At 42.4% G+C, this 20,185-nt stretch carries 17 protein-coding genes; 4 read left to right on the forward strand and 13 right to left on the reverse strand.

Annotated features, from left to right (window positions below):
- Nucleotides 1-115 precede the first annotated feature (115 nt).
- The 8 genes from RXV91_RS06250 to RXV91_RS06285 all read right to left on the reverse strand — a co-directional run bounded on the left by RXV91_RS06250 (nt 116) and on the right by RXV91_RS06285 (nt 10,229).
- A complete protein-coding gene (locus RXV91_RS06250) occupies nt 116-1,162 on the reverse strand; it encodes a DUF916 and DUF3324 domain-containing protein (protein ID WP_316439155.1) in 1,047 nt (348 codons plus the stop codon).
- 78 nt (nt 1,163-1,240) lie between these two features.
- Nucleotides 1,241-1,804, reverse strand: coding sequence for a WxL domain-containing protein (locus RXV91_RS06255; protein ID WP_316439156.1), 564 nt, complete (start codon nt 1,802-1,804; stop codon nt 1,241-1,243).
- Nucleotides 1,805-1,856: 52 nt separating this feature from the next.
- On the reverse strand, nt 1,857-4,193 hold the full coding sequence (locus RXV91_RS06260; protein WP_316439157.1) for a BspA family leucine-rich repeat surface protein: 2,337 nt from the start codon (nt 4,191-4,193) through the stop codon (nt 1,857-1,859).
- A 62-nt stretch (nt 4,194-4,255) separates the two neighbouring features.
- The gene (locus RXV91_RS06265) at nt 4,256-4,687 is read right to left on the reverse strand and encodes a hypothetical protein (protein ID WP_316439158.1); all 432 of its coding nucleotides are present in this window, start codon (nt 4,685-4,687) and stop codon (nt 4,256-4,258) included.
- 560 nt (nt 4,688-5,247) lie between these two features.
- Nucleotides 5,248-7,422 carry a BspA family leucine-rich repeat surface protein gene (locus RXV91_RS06270; RefSeq protein WP_316439159.1) on the reverse strand — a complete coding sequence of 725 codons (2,175 nt, stop codon included), beginning with the start codon at nt 7,420-7,422 and terminating at the stop codon, nt 5,248-5,250.
- A 1,033-nt stretch (nt 7,423-8,455) separates the two neighbouring features.
- The gene (locus RXV91_RS06275) at nt 8,456-8,653 is read right to left on the reverse strand and encodes a hypothetical protein (protein ID WP_316439160.1); all 198 of its coding nucleotides are present in this window, start codon (nt 8,651-8,653) and stop codon (nt 8,456-8,458) included.
- Nucleotides 8,654-8,832: 179 nt separating this feature from the next.
- Entirely contained in the window at nt 8,833-9,102 is a 270-nt protein-coding gene (locus RXV91_RS06280; protein ID WP_316439161.1) for a hypothetical protein, read from the reverse strand.
- A 284-nt stretch (nt 9,103-9,386) separates the two neighbouring features.
- Entirely contained in the window at nt 9,387-10,229 is an 843-nt protein-coding gene (locus tag RXV91_RS06285) for an alpha/beta hydrolase (protein ID WP_316439162.1), read from the reverse strand.
- A 119-nt stretch (nt 10,230-10,348) separates the two neighbouring features.
- Between RXV91_RS06285 and RXV91_RS06290 the strand changes: the two genes are divergently transcribed.
- A complete protein-coding gene (locus tag RXV91_RS06290) occupies nt 10,349-11,206 on the forward strand; it encodes a LysR substrate-binding domain-containing protein (protein WP_316439163.1) in 858 nt (285 codons plus the stop codon).
- Nucleotides 11,207-11,458: 252 nt separating this feature from the next.
- Here RXV91_RS06290 and RXV91_RS06295 read toward each other — a convergent pair whose 3' ends face one another.
- From RXV91_RS06295 to RXV91_RS06305, 3 genes are all read right to left on the reverse strand, one after another.
- Entirely contained in the window at nt 11,459-13,060 is a 1,602-nt protein-coding gene (locus RXV91_RS06295; RefSeq protein WP_316439164.1) for a sodium:proton antiporter, read from the reverse strand.
- 280 nt (nt 13,061-13,340) lie between these two features.
- Nucleotides 13,341-14,165 (reverse strand): NAD(+) diphosphatase, encoded by an 825-nt coding sequence (gene nudC / locus RXV91_RS06300; protein ID WP_316439165.1) that lies wholly within the window; start codon nt 14,163-14,165, stop codon nt 13,341-13,343.
- A 140-nt stretch (nt 14,166-14,305) separates the two neighbouring features.
- Nucleotides 14,306-15,310: an NAD-dependent epimerase/dehydratase family protein gene (locus tag RXV91_RS06305; protein ID WP_316439166.1), complete on the reverse strand. Its 1,005-nt coding sequence runs from the start codon at nt 15,308-15,310 to the stop codon at nt 14,306-14,308.
- Nucleotides 15,311-15,409: 99 nt separating this feature from the next.
- On the opposite strand from RXV91_RS06305, the gene RXV91_RS06310 reads away from it, so the two are divergent.
- On the forward strand, nt 15,410-16,054 hold the full coding sequence (locus tag RXV91_RS06310) for a TetR/AcrR family transcriptional regulator (protein WP_316439167.1): 645 nt from the start codon (nt 15,410-15,412) through the stop codon (nt 16,052-16,054).
- Between the two features lie 157 nt (nt 16,055-16,211).
- Nucleotides 16,212-16,631, forward strand: coding sequence for a MerR family transcriptional regulator (locus tag RXV91_RS06315; protein WP_316439168.1), 420 nt, complete (start codon nt 16,212-16,214; stop codon nt 16,629-16,631).
- A gap of 8 nt (nt 16,632-16,639) precedes the next feature.
- Here RXV91_RS06315 and RXV91_RS06320 read toward each other — a convergent pair whose 3' ends face one another.
- Complete coding sequence (locus tag RXV91_RS06320; protein WP_316439169.1) at nt 16,640-17,476, reverse strand: SDR family NAD(P)-dependent oxidoreductase; 837 nt, start codon at nt 17,474-17,476, stop codon at nt 16,640-16,642.
- Between the two features lie 132 nt (nt 17,477-17,608).
- Complete coding sequence (locus RXV91_RS06325) at nt 17,609-18,496, reverse strand: LysR family transcriptional regulator (protein WP_316439311.1); 888 nt, start codon at nt 18,494-18,496, stop codon at nt 17,609-17,611.
- 170 nt (nt 18,497-18,666) lie between these two features.
- On the opposite strand from RXV91_RS06325, the gene RXV91_RS06330 reads away from it, so the two are divergent.
- The gene (locus tag RXV91_RS06330; RefSeq protein WP_316439170.1) at nt 18,667-20,148 is read left to right on the forward strand and encodes an FAD-dependent oxidoreductase; all 1,482 of its coding nucleotides are present in this window, start codon (nt 18,667-18,669) and stop codon (nt 20,146-20,148) included.
- Nucleotides 20,149-20,185 lie beyond the last annotated feature (37 nt).

Below are 20,185 nucleotides of genomic sequence, written 5' to 3' on the forward strand. Positions count from 1 at the left end.
GGTACCAGTTTGTAATAATTCTCGAAATCAATCATTATTATGTGTTACTAAAGGTATAATAAAACAACTTCTAAAAAACAGTACAAGTTTTTAGAAGTTGTTTTATTAATCAGAACTATTTATCTTTCTCTGCTAACTGTTTTTCTAACGCTTTAATCCGCTTTTGCTTGCGGCGGATGTACCAAATTACCAACACAATCAACAACAATAACAACAAGCCAATCCCGATATATAACCACCAGTTAGGCCCTTGCTTCAAGACCGCCGTCTTATTCAAAGTATCAGCTTGCCCCTTCGTGATGACAAAGTTCTGCTTAAACTGCCAGTGTTGCTTCTTGGAAGTGACTTTCACGACCGCTGTGTATTTACCGGCCGCTAGCGCTTTTTTCCCCGTCCGTAATGGCAATTTATAGATTGAATTAGGTGCCATCTGGCCGTTTGCTAACTTTTGATGGTAGACAACTTTACTGCCTCCCCGATGATAAATCTTAATGTTAGTCTGTACTTTATTTAGGTAAGCCGCCGTATGGTTAACCAACGGAAAATTAATGACATTGCGCCCATTAATTTGCTTGACCGCAATCTTATTCATTGTTAGCTGATTGGTTGTTAGATCTTTACTACCATGCAAAATTACGGCTTCAGTATAAGCGTATTGGTTATTGACTGCTACGGCCTTTTTGCTATCAGTTGCCGAGACCTTTTTCAAGAAAGTTAGCCCACCTGCTAAAATGCCTTGATAGCTTTTGGCCGGCATCTTAATTTGAAACTTGACCGTCTTGACTTGCCCCTTAGCTAACTTGACTTGTGATTCGTCAGTTGTCACCAATTTACTGATATCATATGGCAAACTCGCACTGCGATTATTCGTGTGTTTGTATTCCACAACACCATTAATATTCGTCGTGGCCTTTGCAATGCCTATATTGATTGTAATGGGCGTACTAGCCGTATTATGAATCTTGACCGCAATTGTTTGTGTTTGTCGCGGTTTTAACTTCAAATCAAAATAGGAGAGACGCTTATCGACCTGACTGCTAGATTGGATTGGCGTGATTTCAAAACCGACACCCTGATCAGCGGCCGCTACTTGTCTCATCACTAATAAACTAATAACACCGGCCAATAATATTCCCAAAATATATCGCAATTGTTTCTGCACGCTAACCACGCCTTTTCTCTCAGATTATGTATCGAAATTGACCATGGCCAATTTCGGTTAGTATTCTATTCATCTAGATTAGTTACCTGGTGTGTCACTTAAGTTCCAAGTTAACGTAGTGGTGTAACCCGTAGCTAACTTAGTGGTTGCTCCGGGAACAGCCAACTTAGAATCACTAAATGTCACCGTTGAATCTCCGTTACCAGTACCATTTTTAGCAGAAGCGACGGTCCCGGCTGCACCTGCGGCCTCAGTCGTCCCCGGCGCTAACGTAGTACTGCCATTCGTCACTGCCGAATCACTCTCAGTACCGGCAACTGTCAAAGCCGCATTCGTCAAAGCTGAGCCAGTTCCATCTTGGGCTGTATTGAATTGTTGCCCCTGAGCAACTGTCAAGGTCCAACCTGCACTAGTCCCACGCAAGTCGCTTACCGTAACCGTTGGGGTAGTCGTAGCATCTAAGGTGGCATTACTTGAGGTAATTGCATTGCTACCGAAAGCCAAATTAGTGGTATCAACGCTCATTGACAGTGTTCCCCCAGTAAACGTTACATCACCTGTCGAAGTATCAGCATTAGCCACCACCGTCGTGGCTCCCAAAAGTCCTGCAGAAATCATTAATCCAAAAACGAATTTTTTCATTACAATACGCTTCCTTTCAAGTTAAGCTGTGTTTTTAACTATGAATCACTAATTAATTATTAGCCACGGTATCATTTAGACTCCACGAAATCGTGCCCTGATATTCATCAATCGTGGCCGCACCACTCGGAACCTTCAGTAACAACCCAGCGTTATCGGACCAACTACCGGAAATATCGACGCCCTCATGATTAGTCGTTGTTTGTGAATAAACTTGGGCAGCTACCCCCGGAGATAATACTGTTTGATTGTCTCCGGTTTGATAATACAACGTAGCTCCTAGGGTGCGACCAGTATTGGCACCGACAAAGCCCGTGCTACCAAGTTCAGCCGTTAAATTCCATGTCGAATTTAACTTACCATTATTCTGAACCTCCAACAACTTATCGAGTGTTGGGGCATACGTCTCAGTTGTTCCTGATAATGCATGGCTCCCAAAATCGAGGGTGGCTGGTGTCGAATTAAAGAATAAATTACCAGCATAGATATAGGTCACTGTAATTGGCTCGTCACCGTATGTCCCAGTGGCATTATCCGGTGTCACGCTAAGTGTATAACCAGTAATGTCCTCAGCAGTCGTTGTATAATCCTGACCCGCTGTTCCAGATAGCGTTTGCTCGGCCGCAATTTCGGTTCCGTCTTCATCCACATACTTAACAGTCACTGCACCACCAACCTTCGCCCAGTTATAAGTTCCCGCCATTGTGCTACCGTCATAACTTGACATCAAGTCAGCCGATTTATACGTCTCACCACTGGTACCCTTTTGCCATTCACCAGTATAGGGAGCAGTGCTACTAGGTGTTGGCAAGGCCATCGTACTATCACCATGAAAAGTGAAGTCACTACCTAGGGTCAGATGCTGAAGATTAGTATCACGATCAAAGACGTTCGTATACGTGGTTGCCTTACTCGTATCCCAACCTGACAAATCCAACGTTGTCAGCCCAGTACAATTCATAAATACTTCCTGCATACTGGTCACAAGCTTGGTATTCCAACCTGACAAATCCAATTTAGTTAACGCTTTATCATTAGCAAACATATCAGCTACTGTTGTTACGTTACTAGTTTGCCAATTACTTACATTGGCACTCGTCAAGGCAACACAATTATAAAATGTATGATCCATAGTCGTTACGCTACTAGTATCCCAACTATCAATATCCAATGTGGTTACTTTGCTACAGCCTGTGAAAGTATAAGCTAAGCTAGCCACCTTACCAATATTCCAATTGCTTATGTCGAGCTGCGTGAGACTTGAACAACCTTGAAATGTATTAGCTAGATTTGTAACCTCCGATGTGTTCCAACCACTAACATCTAGTGTTGTCAAGGCCGTACAATTCTGAAACATGTAAGACATATCAACCGCAGCACTGGTGTTCCACCCGCTAACATTTAAAGTCACTAATTTGCCACAACTAGCAAACATATTTTCAAAATCAGTCACTTTCGCCATGCTCCAGTCAGCTACATCAAGAGTTGTCAAGGCTTTACAACCACTAAACAGATACCGGGCAATTGTTAAGCTATTTGTTTTCCAGGCACTTACATCCACAGTCGCAAGATTCGAACAAGAAATAAACATCGAATTCATGTTAGTCACCCGCCTGACATCCCAACCTTTCGTTCCTACTTTAGTTAAAGCAGTGCAGCTGGCAAACATCCGACTCATATCAGTGACATTTCCCGTCTGCCAATCATCGGTGTCACCAATCGATGTCAAGGCTGTACAGCCATCAAACATGCTACTCATATCAGTAACGGTTGAAAAATCAGTTTGACCAAAATCAACTGATGTCAACTTAGCATCCTTGTAGAACATCTGTTTGGCGCTAGTGACTCCATCCATCGATAGATTGCTGAGACCCGTAATCGTTGCCAAGTTTGTTAAGTTTGAAAACAAGTAGGCATAATTTGGCGCTGTTGTGATCGTAATCAGGCCCGTTATTTTAATGCTCGTGATTGCCGTCGCATAATCCGCCCAAGGTGACGCGTTTGCTGGTAAAGGTGAAAAACTGCCACCACTTAACGTTAATACACCAGCACTATCAATAGTCCACGACACTGTTCCCATCGTTCCCGAAGCCGGTAGTTCGCCAGTCGTACTAGTTGTATCACTCGCTTCCGTACTACTGGTTGAGCTAGAACTACTGTCAGCTGCGCTGCTACTAGAGCTGCTTGATGCACTGCTGCTATCAGTTGTACTCGTCGTATCAGCACTTACCGCCATCACGTTTGTAGCTGCAACTTTGCTCACGGCAGTATTGTCGGCCGACGATGATGAAGCCGTCGATGCTGTTGAGGCAGCCTGTGTTACTAATGCGGGCACAACCGTACTTAGTGGCGCGCTTCCGCCTAAAACAAACCCAATACTTAAAATCATTAATTTTGAAATTCGCCAACGCACCCAATCATCCCCTAATTAAACATTGGTTGTCATACCACTTATTCATGTAATATTGAATGCTGATAGCGTTCACATTTATTGCTATAATATGCCGCCAGCAATAATAATATTAATAATACTAGTCCCATCATTACTAACAGCCATTGACAAGCTTGCTCATCTGTTTGTGGTAAGTACTTCTGCCAAGCCGAGACTTGAGTCGTTTGGGAATTATTTTTTTGATAATCCCGGCCAGTTTTGGTTACATTTTTATTACTACCTTGTCGCCTGACCGCTTTAGTTGTGGTATCCTGCCGCTCAGTTGTTTGAGCATTCGTTGTTGAAGATGCGGTCGTTTGTTGAAATGTTACTTGCGCTGTACTAGTATCAGCGGCTCCAGCAACCATTGTTGGCGTAACGCTGACACAGATAATACCAACAATACAAACTAACCATGCTAACCAGCGTTTTTTGATGACAATCGCCTCCAAGTACGGCTTGATTACTCAATCGTTAAACTTTCGTGGACAGTTTGTTGAAATGTGAACCCAACATTTTAGACATTAAGGTTCGCACACAGAAATAGATAACAGCTACCACCATTTCACCTGTTCACCATATAATTATAACATTATTATTTCATAGTGGTTAATAGTTTTTTGTATTTGCTCCAAAAAACTTGCTGGGACAATCAATGCTTAGCGTTTACAAAAATGTCATTCTGTTTACATACTGCTTGCGATTATTCCCACCAACTAATTAAGCAATAATACTATGACAAGTCAAGCAATTAAATTTCCACTTATACTCAATTTCAAGTCACAAATTGGAAACCGCTATACCACTACAACTTATTCTGGCAAAAACAGTTGCCATCACTAAAAAATGGCAACCGTTTTAAGGCAAATATTCAATTTGAAGGTCGCGGCCAATACTAGTCTCGATTCCTCCACCTATTCAAAATCAGTTGTCTAATTTGCTGCCAATGAGTCTCAAGAACCAAGTGCCCACCATCTCAAGTTAAACTGTGTTTTCGACTATGAATTACTAATTAATTATTGACCACGGTATTATCTAAACTCCAAGAAATTTTGCCTTGGTATGCGTCGGCCATGGCAGCTCCACTTGGAACTTCTAGTAGCAACCCTACGTTGTTGGACCAATGTTCCGAAATATTAACACTTTTATGATCAGTCGTTGTCTGTGAGTAGACTTGTACGGCTACCCCAGGTGACAAGGTCATTTTTCCATCATCAGTCTGGTAATATAATGTAGCCAACAACATTTTTCCAGTGTTCGCTCCCACAAAGCCTGAACTATCAAGTTCTGCAGTCAAATTCCAGGTTGAACTTATTTGCCCATTGTTCTGAACCGCAAGTGTCTTATCCAGAGTAGGCGCATAAGTTTCAGTTGTTCCCGATATTGTATGACTGCCAAAATCGAGCATTGTTGGTGACGAATTGAAGAATAAGTTACCATCGTACACATAGGTTACTGTAATCGTCGAAGCATCATACGTTCCAGTTGCATTAGTTGGCGTTGTATGAAGCGTATAACCATCAATCGTTTTGGCCGTTGTTTGGTAAGCATCACCTGATGTCCCGGATGACGTCTCTTCATCCGCAATTTCAACACCATCGCCGTCTACGTATTTGACAAGCACCGTTCCACTTGTCTTAACCCAGTTATAGGTCCCCGCCATGGTTGCGCCATCATAATTAGCCATTAGCTCCGCCGACGTATAGGTTGGATCATCATTGTTCCTTTGCCACGTCCCATTGTATGGTAGCTGTTTGCTTGGTTCTGGCAAGTACATCGTCTTATCATTATGAAACGTAAAATTAGGGCCTAGTGTCAAATGCTGCAATTTTTTTGAACCATAAAAGAAATTCCCGTAACTGGCGGTAGCAGATTGAAGATCCCAGCTACGAAGATTGAGAGTTGTTAATGATGAGCAACCGCCAAACGTCCAAAAACAATTTGTAACTTTACTAGTATCCCAAGTATCAACCAGCAAACTAGTCAACCCAGAACAGTTATAAAAGGTAGAATAAAGAGTTGTTACAGAACCAGTATCCCATTTTTCAAGATTTAAAGTCGTTAAAGAACTGCATCCTCCAAATAAAAATGACATATCCGTAACCTTACTAGTATCCCAAGTACCAACATCCAGCGTTACTACTTTAGAACAGTTTTGAAATATACCCCCCAGTGAAGTTACTTGGGAAGTAATCCATCCAGAAACGTCTAGTTGGATGACATTTTCACAATCAAAAAACATTCGAAACATCCTAGTTACCTTCGCTGTATCCCAACCACTAACATTAAGTTCAGTTACCAAAGAACAGTCCATAAAAGTAGCAGACATATTGGTTACTTGTGCCGTATTCCAGCGACTGACATCTAACTCAAGCAGTGAAGAACAGCCAGAAAATGTACTTTCTAAATTAGTTACTTGTGTTACGTCCCACTTGCTCACATCAAGCATAGTGAGTTGCTTACACAAATAAAATGTTTTCTTAAAACTCGTTACATGACTGACATCCCAGTTCGTAGTATTTACTTTAGTTAACACATCACACCCTTCAAACATTGATTCCATAGTAGTCACTGTTGAAAAATCGGTCTGGCCAAAATCGACTGAAGTTAACTTGTGATTACTATAAAACATATACTTTGTACTAGTTACACCACTCATCGAAAGCTTGTTCAAGCCTGTGACTGTTGTTACGTTAGCGAAGCTAGCAAACAAGAATGCATAATTCGAAGCCGTTGTGACCGTAATTTCATCCGTAATCTTTATATTCGTAATCAATGAAGCATAATCATTCCAAGGCGAACGTTTACCAGTTAAATCAGCAAAACTACCACCACTCAGTGTCAACACCCCTGCGTCATCAATGGTCCATGCTACCGTCCCAACAGTTCCAGATTCCACTGCCGTACCTGTCGTGTCTGCCGTCTCAGTGGTATCATCACTCGTCGTGGTACTAGTTGCCGTGGTACTAGTTGCCGCCGTACTGTCGGAGCCACCCGTATCAGATGTGTCTGTTGTACTCGTCACATCCGCACTCACAGCCATCACATTGGTATCAGTAACTTTGCTAATTGCGCTACTACTCGTCGTCGAAGAACTACTAGTGTCTGTCGCGGCCAGCGCCAATAACGGTGGTATTGCCATATTTAATGGCGCACTACTTCCTAAAACAACACTGATAATTAACATTAGTACTTTGCATAGCCGTCGCACCTAACCACCTCCTTTTGATCAAAAATACTTATGTGACACCTTAGTCTTTTAGCCTTAGTTTTTTGATAACGCTTACATTTATAAATATAGTAACCGGCAATCATTCGCAATCCCAATAGTAGAACACCTAATACAGCTAGTAGCCATTGACACACTTGCTCACTAGACTGTGGCAACCGCCCTTGCCAACGATTAGCCTGCACAACAGTTATGATATAATACGGGCTATTTTTGGTTTTGAGCCGTGCTTCCCCCCTTGTTTTGCTTAATTATTGACCGCTGGTGTTCTGATGAAGAAATTGTGGAACCTTGCTGAAATGTGACCCTGCAGTACTGATATCATTAGTTCAAGCTGTCAATAACGATAAATTTAGAAAGCAAATTATTGTAGTACAGAGAATCCACCATTGTTTCTTAATCATCCTCGCCCCTCATTAAGCGCTAACGACTCAGTCATCAACCTTTCATCCAATGTTTGAGTATAAAAAACAAACCTAATATCGCGCTGATACCTTTATCATTAATAATTAGATAACGAACAATATCATTACCCTTGTTCACCATATAATTATAACATTATTATTAATAATTTATTCATAAAATCGACTTCCATTATAAAAGCTCAAAAAAGAGAGCTATTTGCAATTTTTCACTCATTCGGGCCTCCTTTTTTAGCTTTAATCGATTAAATATGGACCTAGTTACTCGGATTTAGCACTATTTCGATGATTTAAACAAACATCTCCTGGGTTTTACAAGAAAAATCAAAATTTTGGTTGTTATTTGTCATGTCAAACATCGAATTTCTGCAAGATTTATCAAGTAGTACTCATCAAAAGCGTTGTGACTACTTTGTTTTAGAATGTAATGGCGGGCATGATAAACAATAATTGGTGTCAATCTGAAGACACCGATTCCACGGCAACTATACTAATTATCAGACGCTACTCACGCTTGATTTCCGCCCAATAGTGTGGACCGTTCCACGGCTGTTCCGGCAAGCTTCTTACTATATCCACAAATAGTTGCCCGGCCACCGCGTTTCAAATGAATATTGGACCGCACGAATCAAATTATCCGTTACATTGGTTGAATCAACTTTTGTCGGCGCACTCCAGCCATGCCACCCACGTTCATCTGGCGTGGCAAAGCCCACGAACATTCCAATTGTCTCATCTAGAGCAGTGTGCTTTCGTAGTAATATCACGACTTGGTCAATAATTTCGAATAAGACCGTTTCGGGAATATCCTCATAGCGTCAGTAAGCAAACCAGGAGCTGAGAATTTGGCCGCTAACGGATAATCGCCCTATCGAATGGCTTCAGCACTTGTAAAAAAGCGCTCACAATCCATACACATAATATCTCGAACCGTAACCGACTGGGATCATCCAAGAATGTCGTCATGATTCCACCCTTCAGTCGTGACCAGTCGAACGGTGCGAATATCTTCACGATACACTGCCTTTAATTGGGCTACCGATAATTGTAAATAGATCTGATTGACATTAAATCCCAGTACTTGACCACCAAACTCCACCACGTATTGATAATGCATCAAAATATCCAGCCAACCGAGTATTACCGCGTACGTTTGCCAGCTGACTTGTAAAGCTTGATCAATCTTATCGACAGGCATTTCTGGTTGTATTGGCACTTGACGGTATTATTGCTGCTGACTTTCACTGTAGGCACTCTAACCCGTCATAATCCAGCTATCCACTTCATCATACTGGGATTATCATATAACCACTTCTCACGAGGGACGACTCGTTCCATGCTCATCACCAGTCCTTTTATAAATTATTATATGCACGCATGTTCTTTTTTAGCAGGTAAAACTTGGTCAGCATTAACTAAGTATATAAAAAGCTGCCATTACTGGAACGGCAGCTACATTGAAATAACGATTCAATTTACAAGTCATATCCTACCCACTTACTATTTCCCCCACTTATCCAAAATCAGTTGTCCAATTTCCTGCCAATGAGTCTCAAGAACAAAGTGCCCACCATCTAATAAATGAACTTCCGCATTAGCATCATCCTTAGCAAAAGCCTGTGCACCTTGGTAGACGAAGCTCGGATCATTTTTGCCCCACGCCGCGATTATCTCTGGTTGATAAGTGCGCACATACTGCTGAAATACGGGATAGTTTTTCACATTATTTTGATAATCAAAGATTAAATCGGACTGGCGCTCCGCATAATCTGGTAAGCTGGTATAAAAAATATCTAGATTGTAGCCGTCTGGTGAGACCGTCTGCGGTTGCTCGCCATCCTTATATTGTCCGATGATCGTTGCCGGCTTGAAAGCAGCCTGATAACTTTTCCGTAAAGCCACCGTTGGGTGTTGCCAATAAGCTTCACGATCCCCCCACTTGGCACCTAGGCCTTCTCGATAAATATTGCCATTCTGACTCACGATCCCCAAAATCCGTTCCGGGTACTTGACAGCAAGACTAAAACCAATTGGTGCCCCATAATCAAAGACATACATGTAAAACTTATCAATATTCATGATCGTCAAGAAATCTTCAACATAGTTGGTCAAATTCTCAAATGTATAATCAAACTTATCATGGGCCGGTGCAGCTGACTGACCGAAACCGATGAAATCAGGTGCAATCACGTGAAAGTCCTTAGCCAGTATTGGCATTAGATTCCTGAATAAATGACTAGCCGTTGGAAAGCCATGTAATAGCAGGAATACTGGCTTATCTGGTAACCCAGCTTCCCGATAAAACATCTTTAGTCCTTGCACCTTAACCGTAGCAAATTTCATTTTACTTGACCTCATTTTCTTATTGAATAAATTTATTGTAAGTCGCTTTTGATATATAATAAACTACGAAAATAAGAAGTTAACCATCTCAAAACAATATGTCTAGGAAGTATTTAATTATGAATACAGAAACATTAACCATGTTTATTACTGTCGCTCAAGCGGGTAGCATCTCTGCCGCAGCGACCCAACTTGGCTACGCACAATCTAATATTTCAACCAAGATCAAACAGCTTGAAGTTAGCTTGAACACCCAACTATTCTATCGTAATAATCGGGGAGTTATTTTAACAGCTACGGGTCAGCAATTATTTAAACAGGCCATCAAAATCGTCCGGCTCACCGATAATATCACTGCTGACATCCAGCATCCGAATGACATTCGAGGACAGATCCGAATCGGCACCCTTCAAACAGCCGCGTCGACGTTTTTGCCCCAAGTTCTTTCACACTATCATCAGCAATATGCTGAAGTCGCACTAACCATTCAAACTGGTACCACGCTAGCTAGTACTCAGAGTGTACTGAATTATCAACTCGATGGCGCTATTATCGGTGGTCAAATTAGCACAACCGACTTGTCAGTAATACCATTAATGCAAGAATCACTTTGCCTGATTACTGCCAATGTACCAAATGTCGATATTCAGCATAGTCCAATCCTGGTTTTTCCAGTAGGTTGTGCTTATCGAAAAACCCTCGAGCGCTGGCTTGATAATCAACAAATCACACTTCAGCAACCGATTGAATTTGATTATTTAAATGCTATGATTGCCAGTGTCAGTGCTGGATTAGGAATTACCATCTTACCGAAACGCGTGGTTCAACCCTATGTCGATACTGGTGCAGTATCAACTGTAACATTGCCAAAACCATTTGCAAATTTACCAGTTTCGTTTATCTACCGTCATGATTATATTATCGGTCAACCACTCGCGCAATTTATCGATGAACTTACGAATTTTCAAAACAACTAATTACACCTGCTTACAATGAACCATCAGGCTTTGACAATTAACAAAAAATCTCCTCTGACGTTCAAAATTATCTCTCATTGATTAAAGCACTAACAGCCAACTTAATATTTATGACTGATAATTGAAAGTTTCTATGCAGTCTAAAGACACGCCGAGACTTGTCCACAGTGGATAAGTCTCGGCGCGTCTTTACATTTTGAGATAGTCAATAATTCATACTTCAACTTATCACAACCGTCTTGGATTACTCACTTACTTCACACCGTACTCCAACACAACCATCTCAGCCATCGTAATTTCATGATACAGGCGGTTAAACAAGTCTTCACTAATAATATGTGTCGCATCGTATTGTTGCTGTAAGTAAATGCGTTCCGTCTGAAACACTTGTCGATAAATAACCATTAGTTCTCGCATTTCATCATTGGTATATTCAGGATGTTGGACCATCCGACGCCATTCCGAGATAAACTGTCGAATTGTGGTGTGCCCGTTTTGTGAGCGCAGGTCAAACGTCACCGCAGCTTTAAATTCTTGTGAAATCGGCATTTGCCACAAATCATGAACGCCGGCTTCAATCATCTGCTCCCGAATTGCCGCCATTTTGGCCGCACCATCCGTATCAGTCTGAATTTTCGGCAATAGCCAGCGAAAAACAATCGTTGGTACTAACAAGCTCAAAATGATCAATAAACTTTCAGACATTAAGACTAGATTGAAATCAGCCGTTTTAACTTGCGTTTCTGCCACGGTAAAGGCCAGTGCAAACGTCACGGCACCATGGATTCCCCCCAAAGCAAATACCCACGCTTCCCGATTAGGAACGTGATGGACAAATCGAACGTAACCGTAACGCGCCAATAAATTGGTCACGTACAAAATGACCCCAATCGCAATCCAAACTAGTGAACCATTATAAGAGACTGAACGATCTAACGCGGTTCGCAATAGCATGATTCCTAATACAATGAAGACCACACTATTTAAAATATCGCTCAATAGGCCGATTAATTGATAAATATCACTGGCGAGCTGAGGATTAGCTAAGGCACTCCGCTCCCCTTCAGCGTTATGAACTAAACCAGCAAATACAACGGCAATGATGCCAGAAACACCAAGTGCTTCGGCACCAAAGTACAATACAAATGGCGTCATTAAATAAATTACTTTTAACGGGGTGCCATTGTTATACGTATTATTAATAAAATTAAGTTTAGAGCGCAACATTAGTTGTCGAATATAAACAATTAGAGCACTTACAAGGCCACCAAAAACAATCCCACCACCGGCTGAATAGGCAAAGTCCCATAAGGTTTGCGAATAATTAATATAACCGTTAACATACCAAAGAATCGCCATGTTTAGAAGAATGATCCCCGAAGCGTCGTTAAACAATGATTCTAATTTCAAACTAGTCTGTTCGCGCTGCGGTAGCACCCGACCCATTGTCACCGATTCGGTAGCCGTTGCGTCAGTTGGTGTACTGATAGCAGCCAAGATAAAGGCTAATGGTAGTCCAACACCCGCTAGCAAGCTAGTGCCGAGTCCAGCCACGACTGCACATAAAATAACCATACCGACCGTAAGACTAACAATTTCTCGTACGTGACGACCAACTAAATTCAGCCGCGTATTTTGGCCTTCAAAATATAATAACGGTGCCACAATCAGCCCAATAAAGATGTCTGAATTGAACTTTTCAACAAAACCATTTAAGAACGGGATAATGGCGATCAATGCGCCAATAAACATACTCACATAGTTGACTGACAATCGTGGTAACCAACGGCGGTTAATTACAATGCTGACCATTGCCGCAACCACTAACACACCAGTCGAAATAAGTAGTGCCATTCTGCTTCATCCCTTTTTTATTAATATAACTAACATTGATTATTATCAGTTTATGCCGTCTTGTAAAGTAACCACACTTTGTGACCCTACCATGACTTGCTGAATAATGGTTTCAAGCACTACTGCTGACATTTCAAGTCATAATTATTTACAGTGAAAGTCGTCTTAAACTTGACCATCATACCAAAATAGCGCGCTGAGAATTTAGATTATCCTCAGCACGCTATTTTATTCACTCATTAAAAATTCCATTCAATTTTCGGGACAATGCAAAAAAAGTTTACTTCTCCTGATGATGCCGAAATGCTTCAATCATCGTCCATGTCAGGCTTGTATTCGTATCATTATGAGGAATTTGATCACGCTGGAACCATTGGGCTTTCGATAGTTCGTCCGTCTCTAGCTCAATTGCCACGTTCTCATTAAGGTCCGCAAAATAGCCGGCCAGTAAGGAGTGCGATGGCGCCCACGGTTGGCTACCGAAGTACCGAATATTATGAACTTCAAGGCCGACTTCTTCAAAGACTTCCCGGCGAACGGTATCTTCAAAGGTCTCACCGATTTCGGTATAACCTGAAATCAATGAAAAATGATTGTAGCCGGATAAAAATTTGGTCATCAAAATCTTATCACCATTCGTCACGCCAACAATAATCGCAGGCATAATCGTCGGATAAATCGTCTGACCACACGCTGCGCACACCAGTGACCGTTCCGTAGCGCCCGGATGTAATGGTTGACCGCAATGCCCACAGAACCGTTTCGTATCATACCACCAAGCCAAATGGGCAGCCGTCGCACTGCTGAAAGCCAACCAAGACGGCGTTAGGTCCCGAAAATTTCGGGTCGTACCGACAATATAGTTACCATTCGCAACCGCATCAACATCGACCCAGAAAAAGGCCGCTTGATCGACAGCCAGCAAGTACTGATACTGATCAGGACTAAACGCGTAATCCGTATCGACATCTTCATACTTGGGCAAGGTTCCATTCGTTAAAAGCACCTGTTGTTGACGACCAATTAAGATATAATCGCCCGCCCGGGGTGCCCGCTGCTGATCATTCTGATTTTTTAAAACGTGTGGTTGAATATCTTGAAACATGTTGGGCCCGCTTTCCTGTATAAATTCATTAGTTTGAGAACAATGGTTTTATTATACCTGGAAAGACCGTGACAGGATAATAATTTTGTTTCAATCAAATGCCCTCAATCAATTCATTTAACTTAGTAAGCCGTCACGTTCTATTGATCCAAGCCAAAATCAATTAAAGAATGTGCCGCATCAATAACCGTCTCTTCAGGCCGATGTTGTGTCCAACCTAGATCATGTTCAGCCGCTTTAGTTGTGTGCCGCGAGCGCCGATTGAGCATTGGCACTAACGACCGCATACTAGGTACAAATCGAGCTAATACCTTGGTACCCCAATTAGGCAGCATCCGGACTTTGAGCTTCTTTTCGGGAAATTCATTTTGATAACAACGGACAACCGCTGCCATTGATAAAGTCTGAGAAGCTGCCAAGTAACGTTTATCGACTGCGACCTCATTTTCAAAAGCTAGCCGGTGCAAATGCGCTAAATCTCGAACATCCGAAATTTCGAGTGGAACATGTGGAATCATCGGCATACCATGCAACAGCTGACCTAAAATGCGATCCGAGCTAACTGCTCGTGACGATAAGATGGGGCCAAAGATTGCACCTGGTAGAATCGTAGTCAGCGCCAACTGATTCTTTCGTGCATACTGCCATGCGGCCTTTTCAGCTTCAACTTTAGAAATACGATACGGATCCAAGTCCGGATTATGAACATCTGTCCAAAAACTTTCATCTAAAACTGCAGTACTACCGTGTTCGGGTGTTGACACGGCCTGCGAACTCGTCATCACAATTCGCTTAACACCCGCCTGTTTAGCCGCACGTAACACTGTTAATGCCCCATTCTTTGCCACGTTAACAAGTTCATCAACTGTTTGCGTCCCATTACCCATTGGTGAAGCCACGTGAATAATGCCTTGCGCACCGCGCATATTTTCAACCCAACCAGCTGATTGGGTTAAATCAGCTTTAAAAAAACTTAGATTACCCAATTCCTGCGATGTAACCACCTTCTCAAAGGTCGCCGTTAACTGTTTGATTTTACTAGTCGACCGAATACTAGTAGCGACTTGATAACCAGCCTTCAGAAATTCAACAATTACCCACCCTGCAACAAAGCCGGTACCACCTGTAACAATAATTTTTTTCATCAATGATAATCTCCCAAAGTATTATTTTAGACAAATAATACTTTATGGTGTCTAATTAGTCAATTATTTGTTATAATTATTTTTATGGAGGTGTTCGCAATGGACCCGAAAAAGGAATTGATTATTAAATTCAACCATCTTATTTTAATTCAAGGTTTCACCCATTTTTCAATGGTTGATCTGGCTAAAATGATGAATATTAGCCGCGCCAAACTGTACATTTATTTCAAAAACAAAGACGAAATTGTCACGGCTGTTGTGGATCGCCACTTACTGTTTACTCAAAAGTACCCAGTACCAGCTCAAGCAGATACGACTAACTTACTACCAACCTTACTCAATGCTTGGCTACTAATGGGATCAACCACTACGTTATTTGAACAAGAATTGCAGCAAGCCTATCCCCGGCTAGCACGCCGGCTCAACCAGACGATTTCGCAATACTTTAGTGATGTCCAGCAATACTATCAAAACGCCCAGGCGGCAAATCTAATTATCGACAACGTCTCCGCAGAATACTTGATGTTTCAAAATAAATTGAATATTCGAGGAATTTTACAACAGGTTCAGTTAGGCGAATTAACATTGAAACAAGGTGAACATTATCTCAGAGAAAGTGGCGTTTTCCAATTGCAAGCCATGCTTGTTACGCCAGCCCCGCAGCTCACATCAGCTGTGGTAGCACTTGAGAATACCATTATCAATGAGTACTACGATACTTATTCGCTGACCGCTCAACGTTGACTGGTCTAATTATTATTGTCAGTGCTTATAGCTGGCTAAAAAAGCCATAAGCACGATTGATTTGCGTTATACTATACGCAACGTGATCTAGTCAATGGTTAGCCGCGTATTCACAACTTTTAGCCCTAATTGCCCCGCCTACCTAACTCAACTTAATATGGAGAAAATTGACATGGAATATACCATGAGTGATGTCTGCAAACAATTTCATCTTTCCGAATACACTTTACGTTACTATGATAAAATCGAGCTCATTCCTGGCATTTATCGCAATGAACAAAATCGACGCGTTTTTACCGAAGATGCTGTCGGCTGGCTTCGCTTTGTCATTGCACTCAGAAGTACCGGCATGCCCATTGCGGATGTCAAAAAATACATCGAACTCACTACAACTACTGATAACTCAACGATCCAGACGCGCTTAACAATGCTTGAAGATCAAGCTACCAAGATTGACGCTCAAATAGCTGATATGCAACATCAACGTCAGATTATTGCGAATAAAATTAAAAATTACCGTCAAGCAATGCAACATACACCTGACAAAGCAAAAAAGTCATACCAACGATGGGTATGACTTTTTATTTACATATTACCTGTCGATTCCGTCAACTGGCGATTTTTTTCATCACTTTGAGCTAATGCCGTTGCGTGCAACTGAGCAGCCTGTTCCGCATCTTTTCCAATCAATAGGTGTACTGGTGCTTCTGCCATATTACTCAACGTGTCGATTGCCGCTGCCACCTTAGCAGGTTCACTAACATAGCGATCCCCAGCCTCATGCCACTGGTCGTGAATCATACGAATAGCTTGCCCAACAGTTTCTTGATATATTCCACCCTTGGTAGCATCCATGGAATCACCACCCCATTCGGTACGCATACCACCGGGTTCGACTGTAGTGACCTGAATACCGAATGGTTTGACTTCATGAGATAATACCTCACTTAATCCGTTGACCGCAAACTTAGCACTTTGATAAGCACTTAATCCAGCACCACCGATACGCCCACCAATCGAACTGATATTAATGATACGACCAGACCTAGCACTCCGCATTGCTGGTAAAATTGCCTTAATAGTATATAAAGTACCATAAAAATCTGTATCCATCTGCGCTTTAAACGTGGTTAACGGCATTTCTTCAACTGAGTCCATATCGGCAAATCCCGCATTGTTAACCAATACATCGATCGTTCCAAAGTGATCAAGTGCTGCTTTGACAGCTGTATTAACCGCATCGACGTCTGTCACATCTAATGAAACCGGATAAATTTGCTGACCATATTGGGTTACCAAATCTGCTAGACGTTCCGTATTTCTAGCGGTCGCCACAACATTATCACCATTACTTAGTACATGTTCAACCATTGCTCGTCCTAGACCACGTGCACTACCCGTAATAAACCAAGTTTTTTTCATTAAAATGACCTCCTAATTTTTAATTCACGATTGAGTATAGTTTGCTAGAGTAACTCTAGGTCAAGAAAAAAACTTCAAACGATTAATTTTTGTCAAAAAAATATTAAACTGCGTTTATTGGCAGACTCATTATCAGCTTAAACTATTAACTAACTGCATCAGTCTAGTATTATTTAACGGTTTACGATACAAAGCCACAATGTCATAGCCTTGTTGCGCAGCATCCGTAATCGGCAAATACGCGACTTGTTCATCATGCTCAGTTGGCACTAACCCCGCAGGATAGAATGCCAAAGCTTGGTTCAGTGCAACCAACAAGTGCATCTGTTCCGCACTCGGCACTCGGCGAATTTGCTCGTAGTCTTGAATAAACGGAGCACTAGCCAAAAAACTTTCTAATAAAAAGGTTGAACTTTCTGGACTGTAATACAAAATTGGTAAAGTTGTTAACGCGCTTATTGGCAGTTGTGACAACTGACTCAGTGGATTTAACCGGCTCACCCCAATCACCATTTGATTATGATAAATTGGGACAGCTGTTAACTGTGATTCTGGAGTAACGGCAGGACGGCCATAATTAATCGATAGTGCTAAATCAAGTGAACCATCAGCTACTTGCTGCGCCAGATGCTCGTTACTCCCTTGCCGAACAACGAGTTGCAGCCCCGAATGCTGTTGCTTTAAGTCGTATAAGGCCGGTAATAGGAGCTGCTGCTCAAAGGCTGAGAAATAGCCGACTCGTAAGATTTGATCAGTAGGAACATTAAATTGACGTAGCTCCGTCAAGGCCGTCGTATAGTTGTTCACAATATCCTGCGCAGATGCCCAAAATAGCCGGCCCTGAGGAGTCAATCGAATCCTGTTCTGTCCACGGTCAAATAACGTCACTTTCAATTCATTTTCTAACTGGGTCATTTGCTTTGATACCGTCCGCTGTGAACAGTATTCACGAGCAGCCACTTGCTGAAAACTACCATACTGAACAACTTTTAAAAACGTCTGTAACCGGTCAAAATCCATTTCTTCAACTCCATCCGCACGATTGGTTCGCCTGCCGAACCAAATTGTCTGTTTGCTAACCACCATACCCCCGCTATGATGAGGGTGTGATAGCGGTTACTTCATTATAGTAATGGTGAATTTAGCCGTCAAATGCTCATTAGATAACAAATCGGTTTGGAGGAATTGACATGACGTTAGCAAAACATGATTCATACGATATTGTCGTCGTTGGTACCGGAGCAGCAGGAACAGCGGCAGCCTTAGAAGCCGCACAACACGGCGCATCCGTGTTATTACTCGAAAAAGGGCGCCATACTGGCGGTAGCAGCAATTATACTGAGGGTCTCTTTGCCGTCGACTCATACTTACAAAGGGCCCAAAACATCAACGTTTCCGCCACTGACGTGTTAAAAGAAGAAGTCGACTATTCTAAATATCGCGCTGATTCTCGAATCTGGCGTCGTTACTTAGACGATAGCGCCAACACGGTGCAATGGCTTAAAGATCAAGGTGTCGAATACGAAGGCGTCCAAGCAATGGGTGCCGGCGAAGCCACGTGGCATATTTATAAAGGAATGGGCCAAGCCGTCTTACATGACGTTTTACAACCACAAGCACAAAAGCTGGGGGTCGAACTACTAACTTCCACGACTGCCACCACGCTACATCAAGCCACTGACGGCGCAATTACCGGTGTAACGATTCAAAGTGCCGCCACTAATGAGACCCAAGTCATCAATACGGCCGCAGTTATCCTTGCCACCGGTGGTTACCTCAATAATCCCGACATGATGCAGAAACTGACCCACTATGACACGCACCGCTTAATTCCAGTTAGTTCAGGTAAAGGAACTGGTGACGGTCTTCGGCTAGCGTGGCAAGCCGGTGCACAACAATATGGCACGGGAATGGCGATGCTCTTTGGCGGTTATCTCAAAGATCCGAGCGAACCTTCCTTTAAGTACATGGCCTCCCAGATGGAAACAGCGGCCGGTCAGCAACCGTTGCTCTGGCTAAACGAACATGGGGAACGATTTGTCGATGAAGCTGTCGTTTATAACTTCTCATACGCCGGCAACGCGCTCTACACCCAAAACCAAGTATTCAGCATTCTCGACCAAGGTGTGATCAACAAAATGGCTCAGGATGGGAACTTCATGGGCTTAGGTGTTTACGTTCGGCGGGGCGAAAAAATGACAAAGCTCCAGGCTGAAATCGATGCAGCTGTGACCACGAAAAAACCATTTATTTTTAAAGCCGATACGCTTGAAGCACTGGCGACCAAAATGCACCTACCTGTTGAGCAAGTCACCCACTCCATTCAAACTTACAACCAATATTGTGATAATGGTCAAGACGATGATTTCGGCAAGAATCCTGAATATCTCGTTAAAGTTTCCCAAGGTCCATTTTACGGCTTTGAACTCAATGTTGGTGCCTTTTGTACCATGGGCGGCCTCAAAGTAACCACTAATAATGAAGTTTTAGACACTGCTGGTCAGCCGATCACCGGTCTATACGCTGCTGGCAACGACGCCGCTGGACTAACTGGTGATACGTATGGTCCTAACATGCCTGGAACCTGCGTTGGTTACGCCTTCTATTCTGGACGCAACTCCGGTCGGCACGCGGCGCAATACACGCACCAGCAGTCAATCGTTAGTCATTAACCCCTTATTTATAAAACCTAAACCGACCTTCCCAGAA

It is taken from the genome of Lactiplantibacillus sp. DA1, from assembly GCF_032681335.1.
GTDB lineage: Bacteria > Bacillota > Bacilli > Lactobacillales > Lactobacillaceae > Lactiplantibacillus.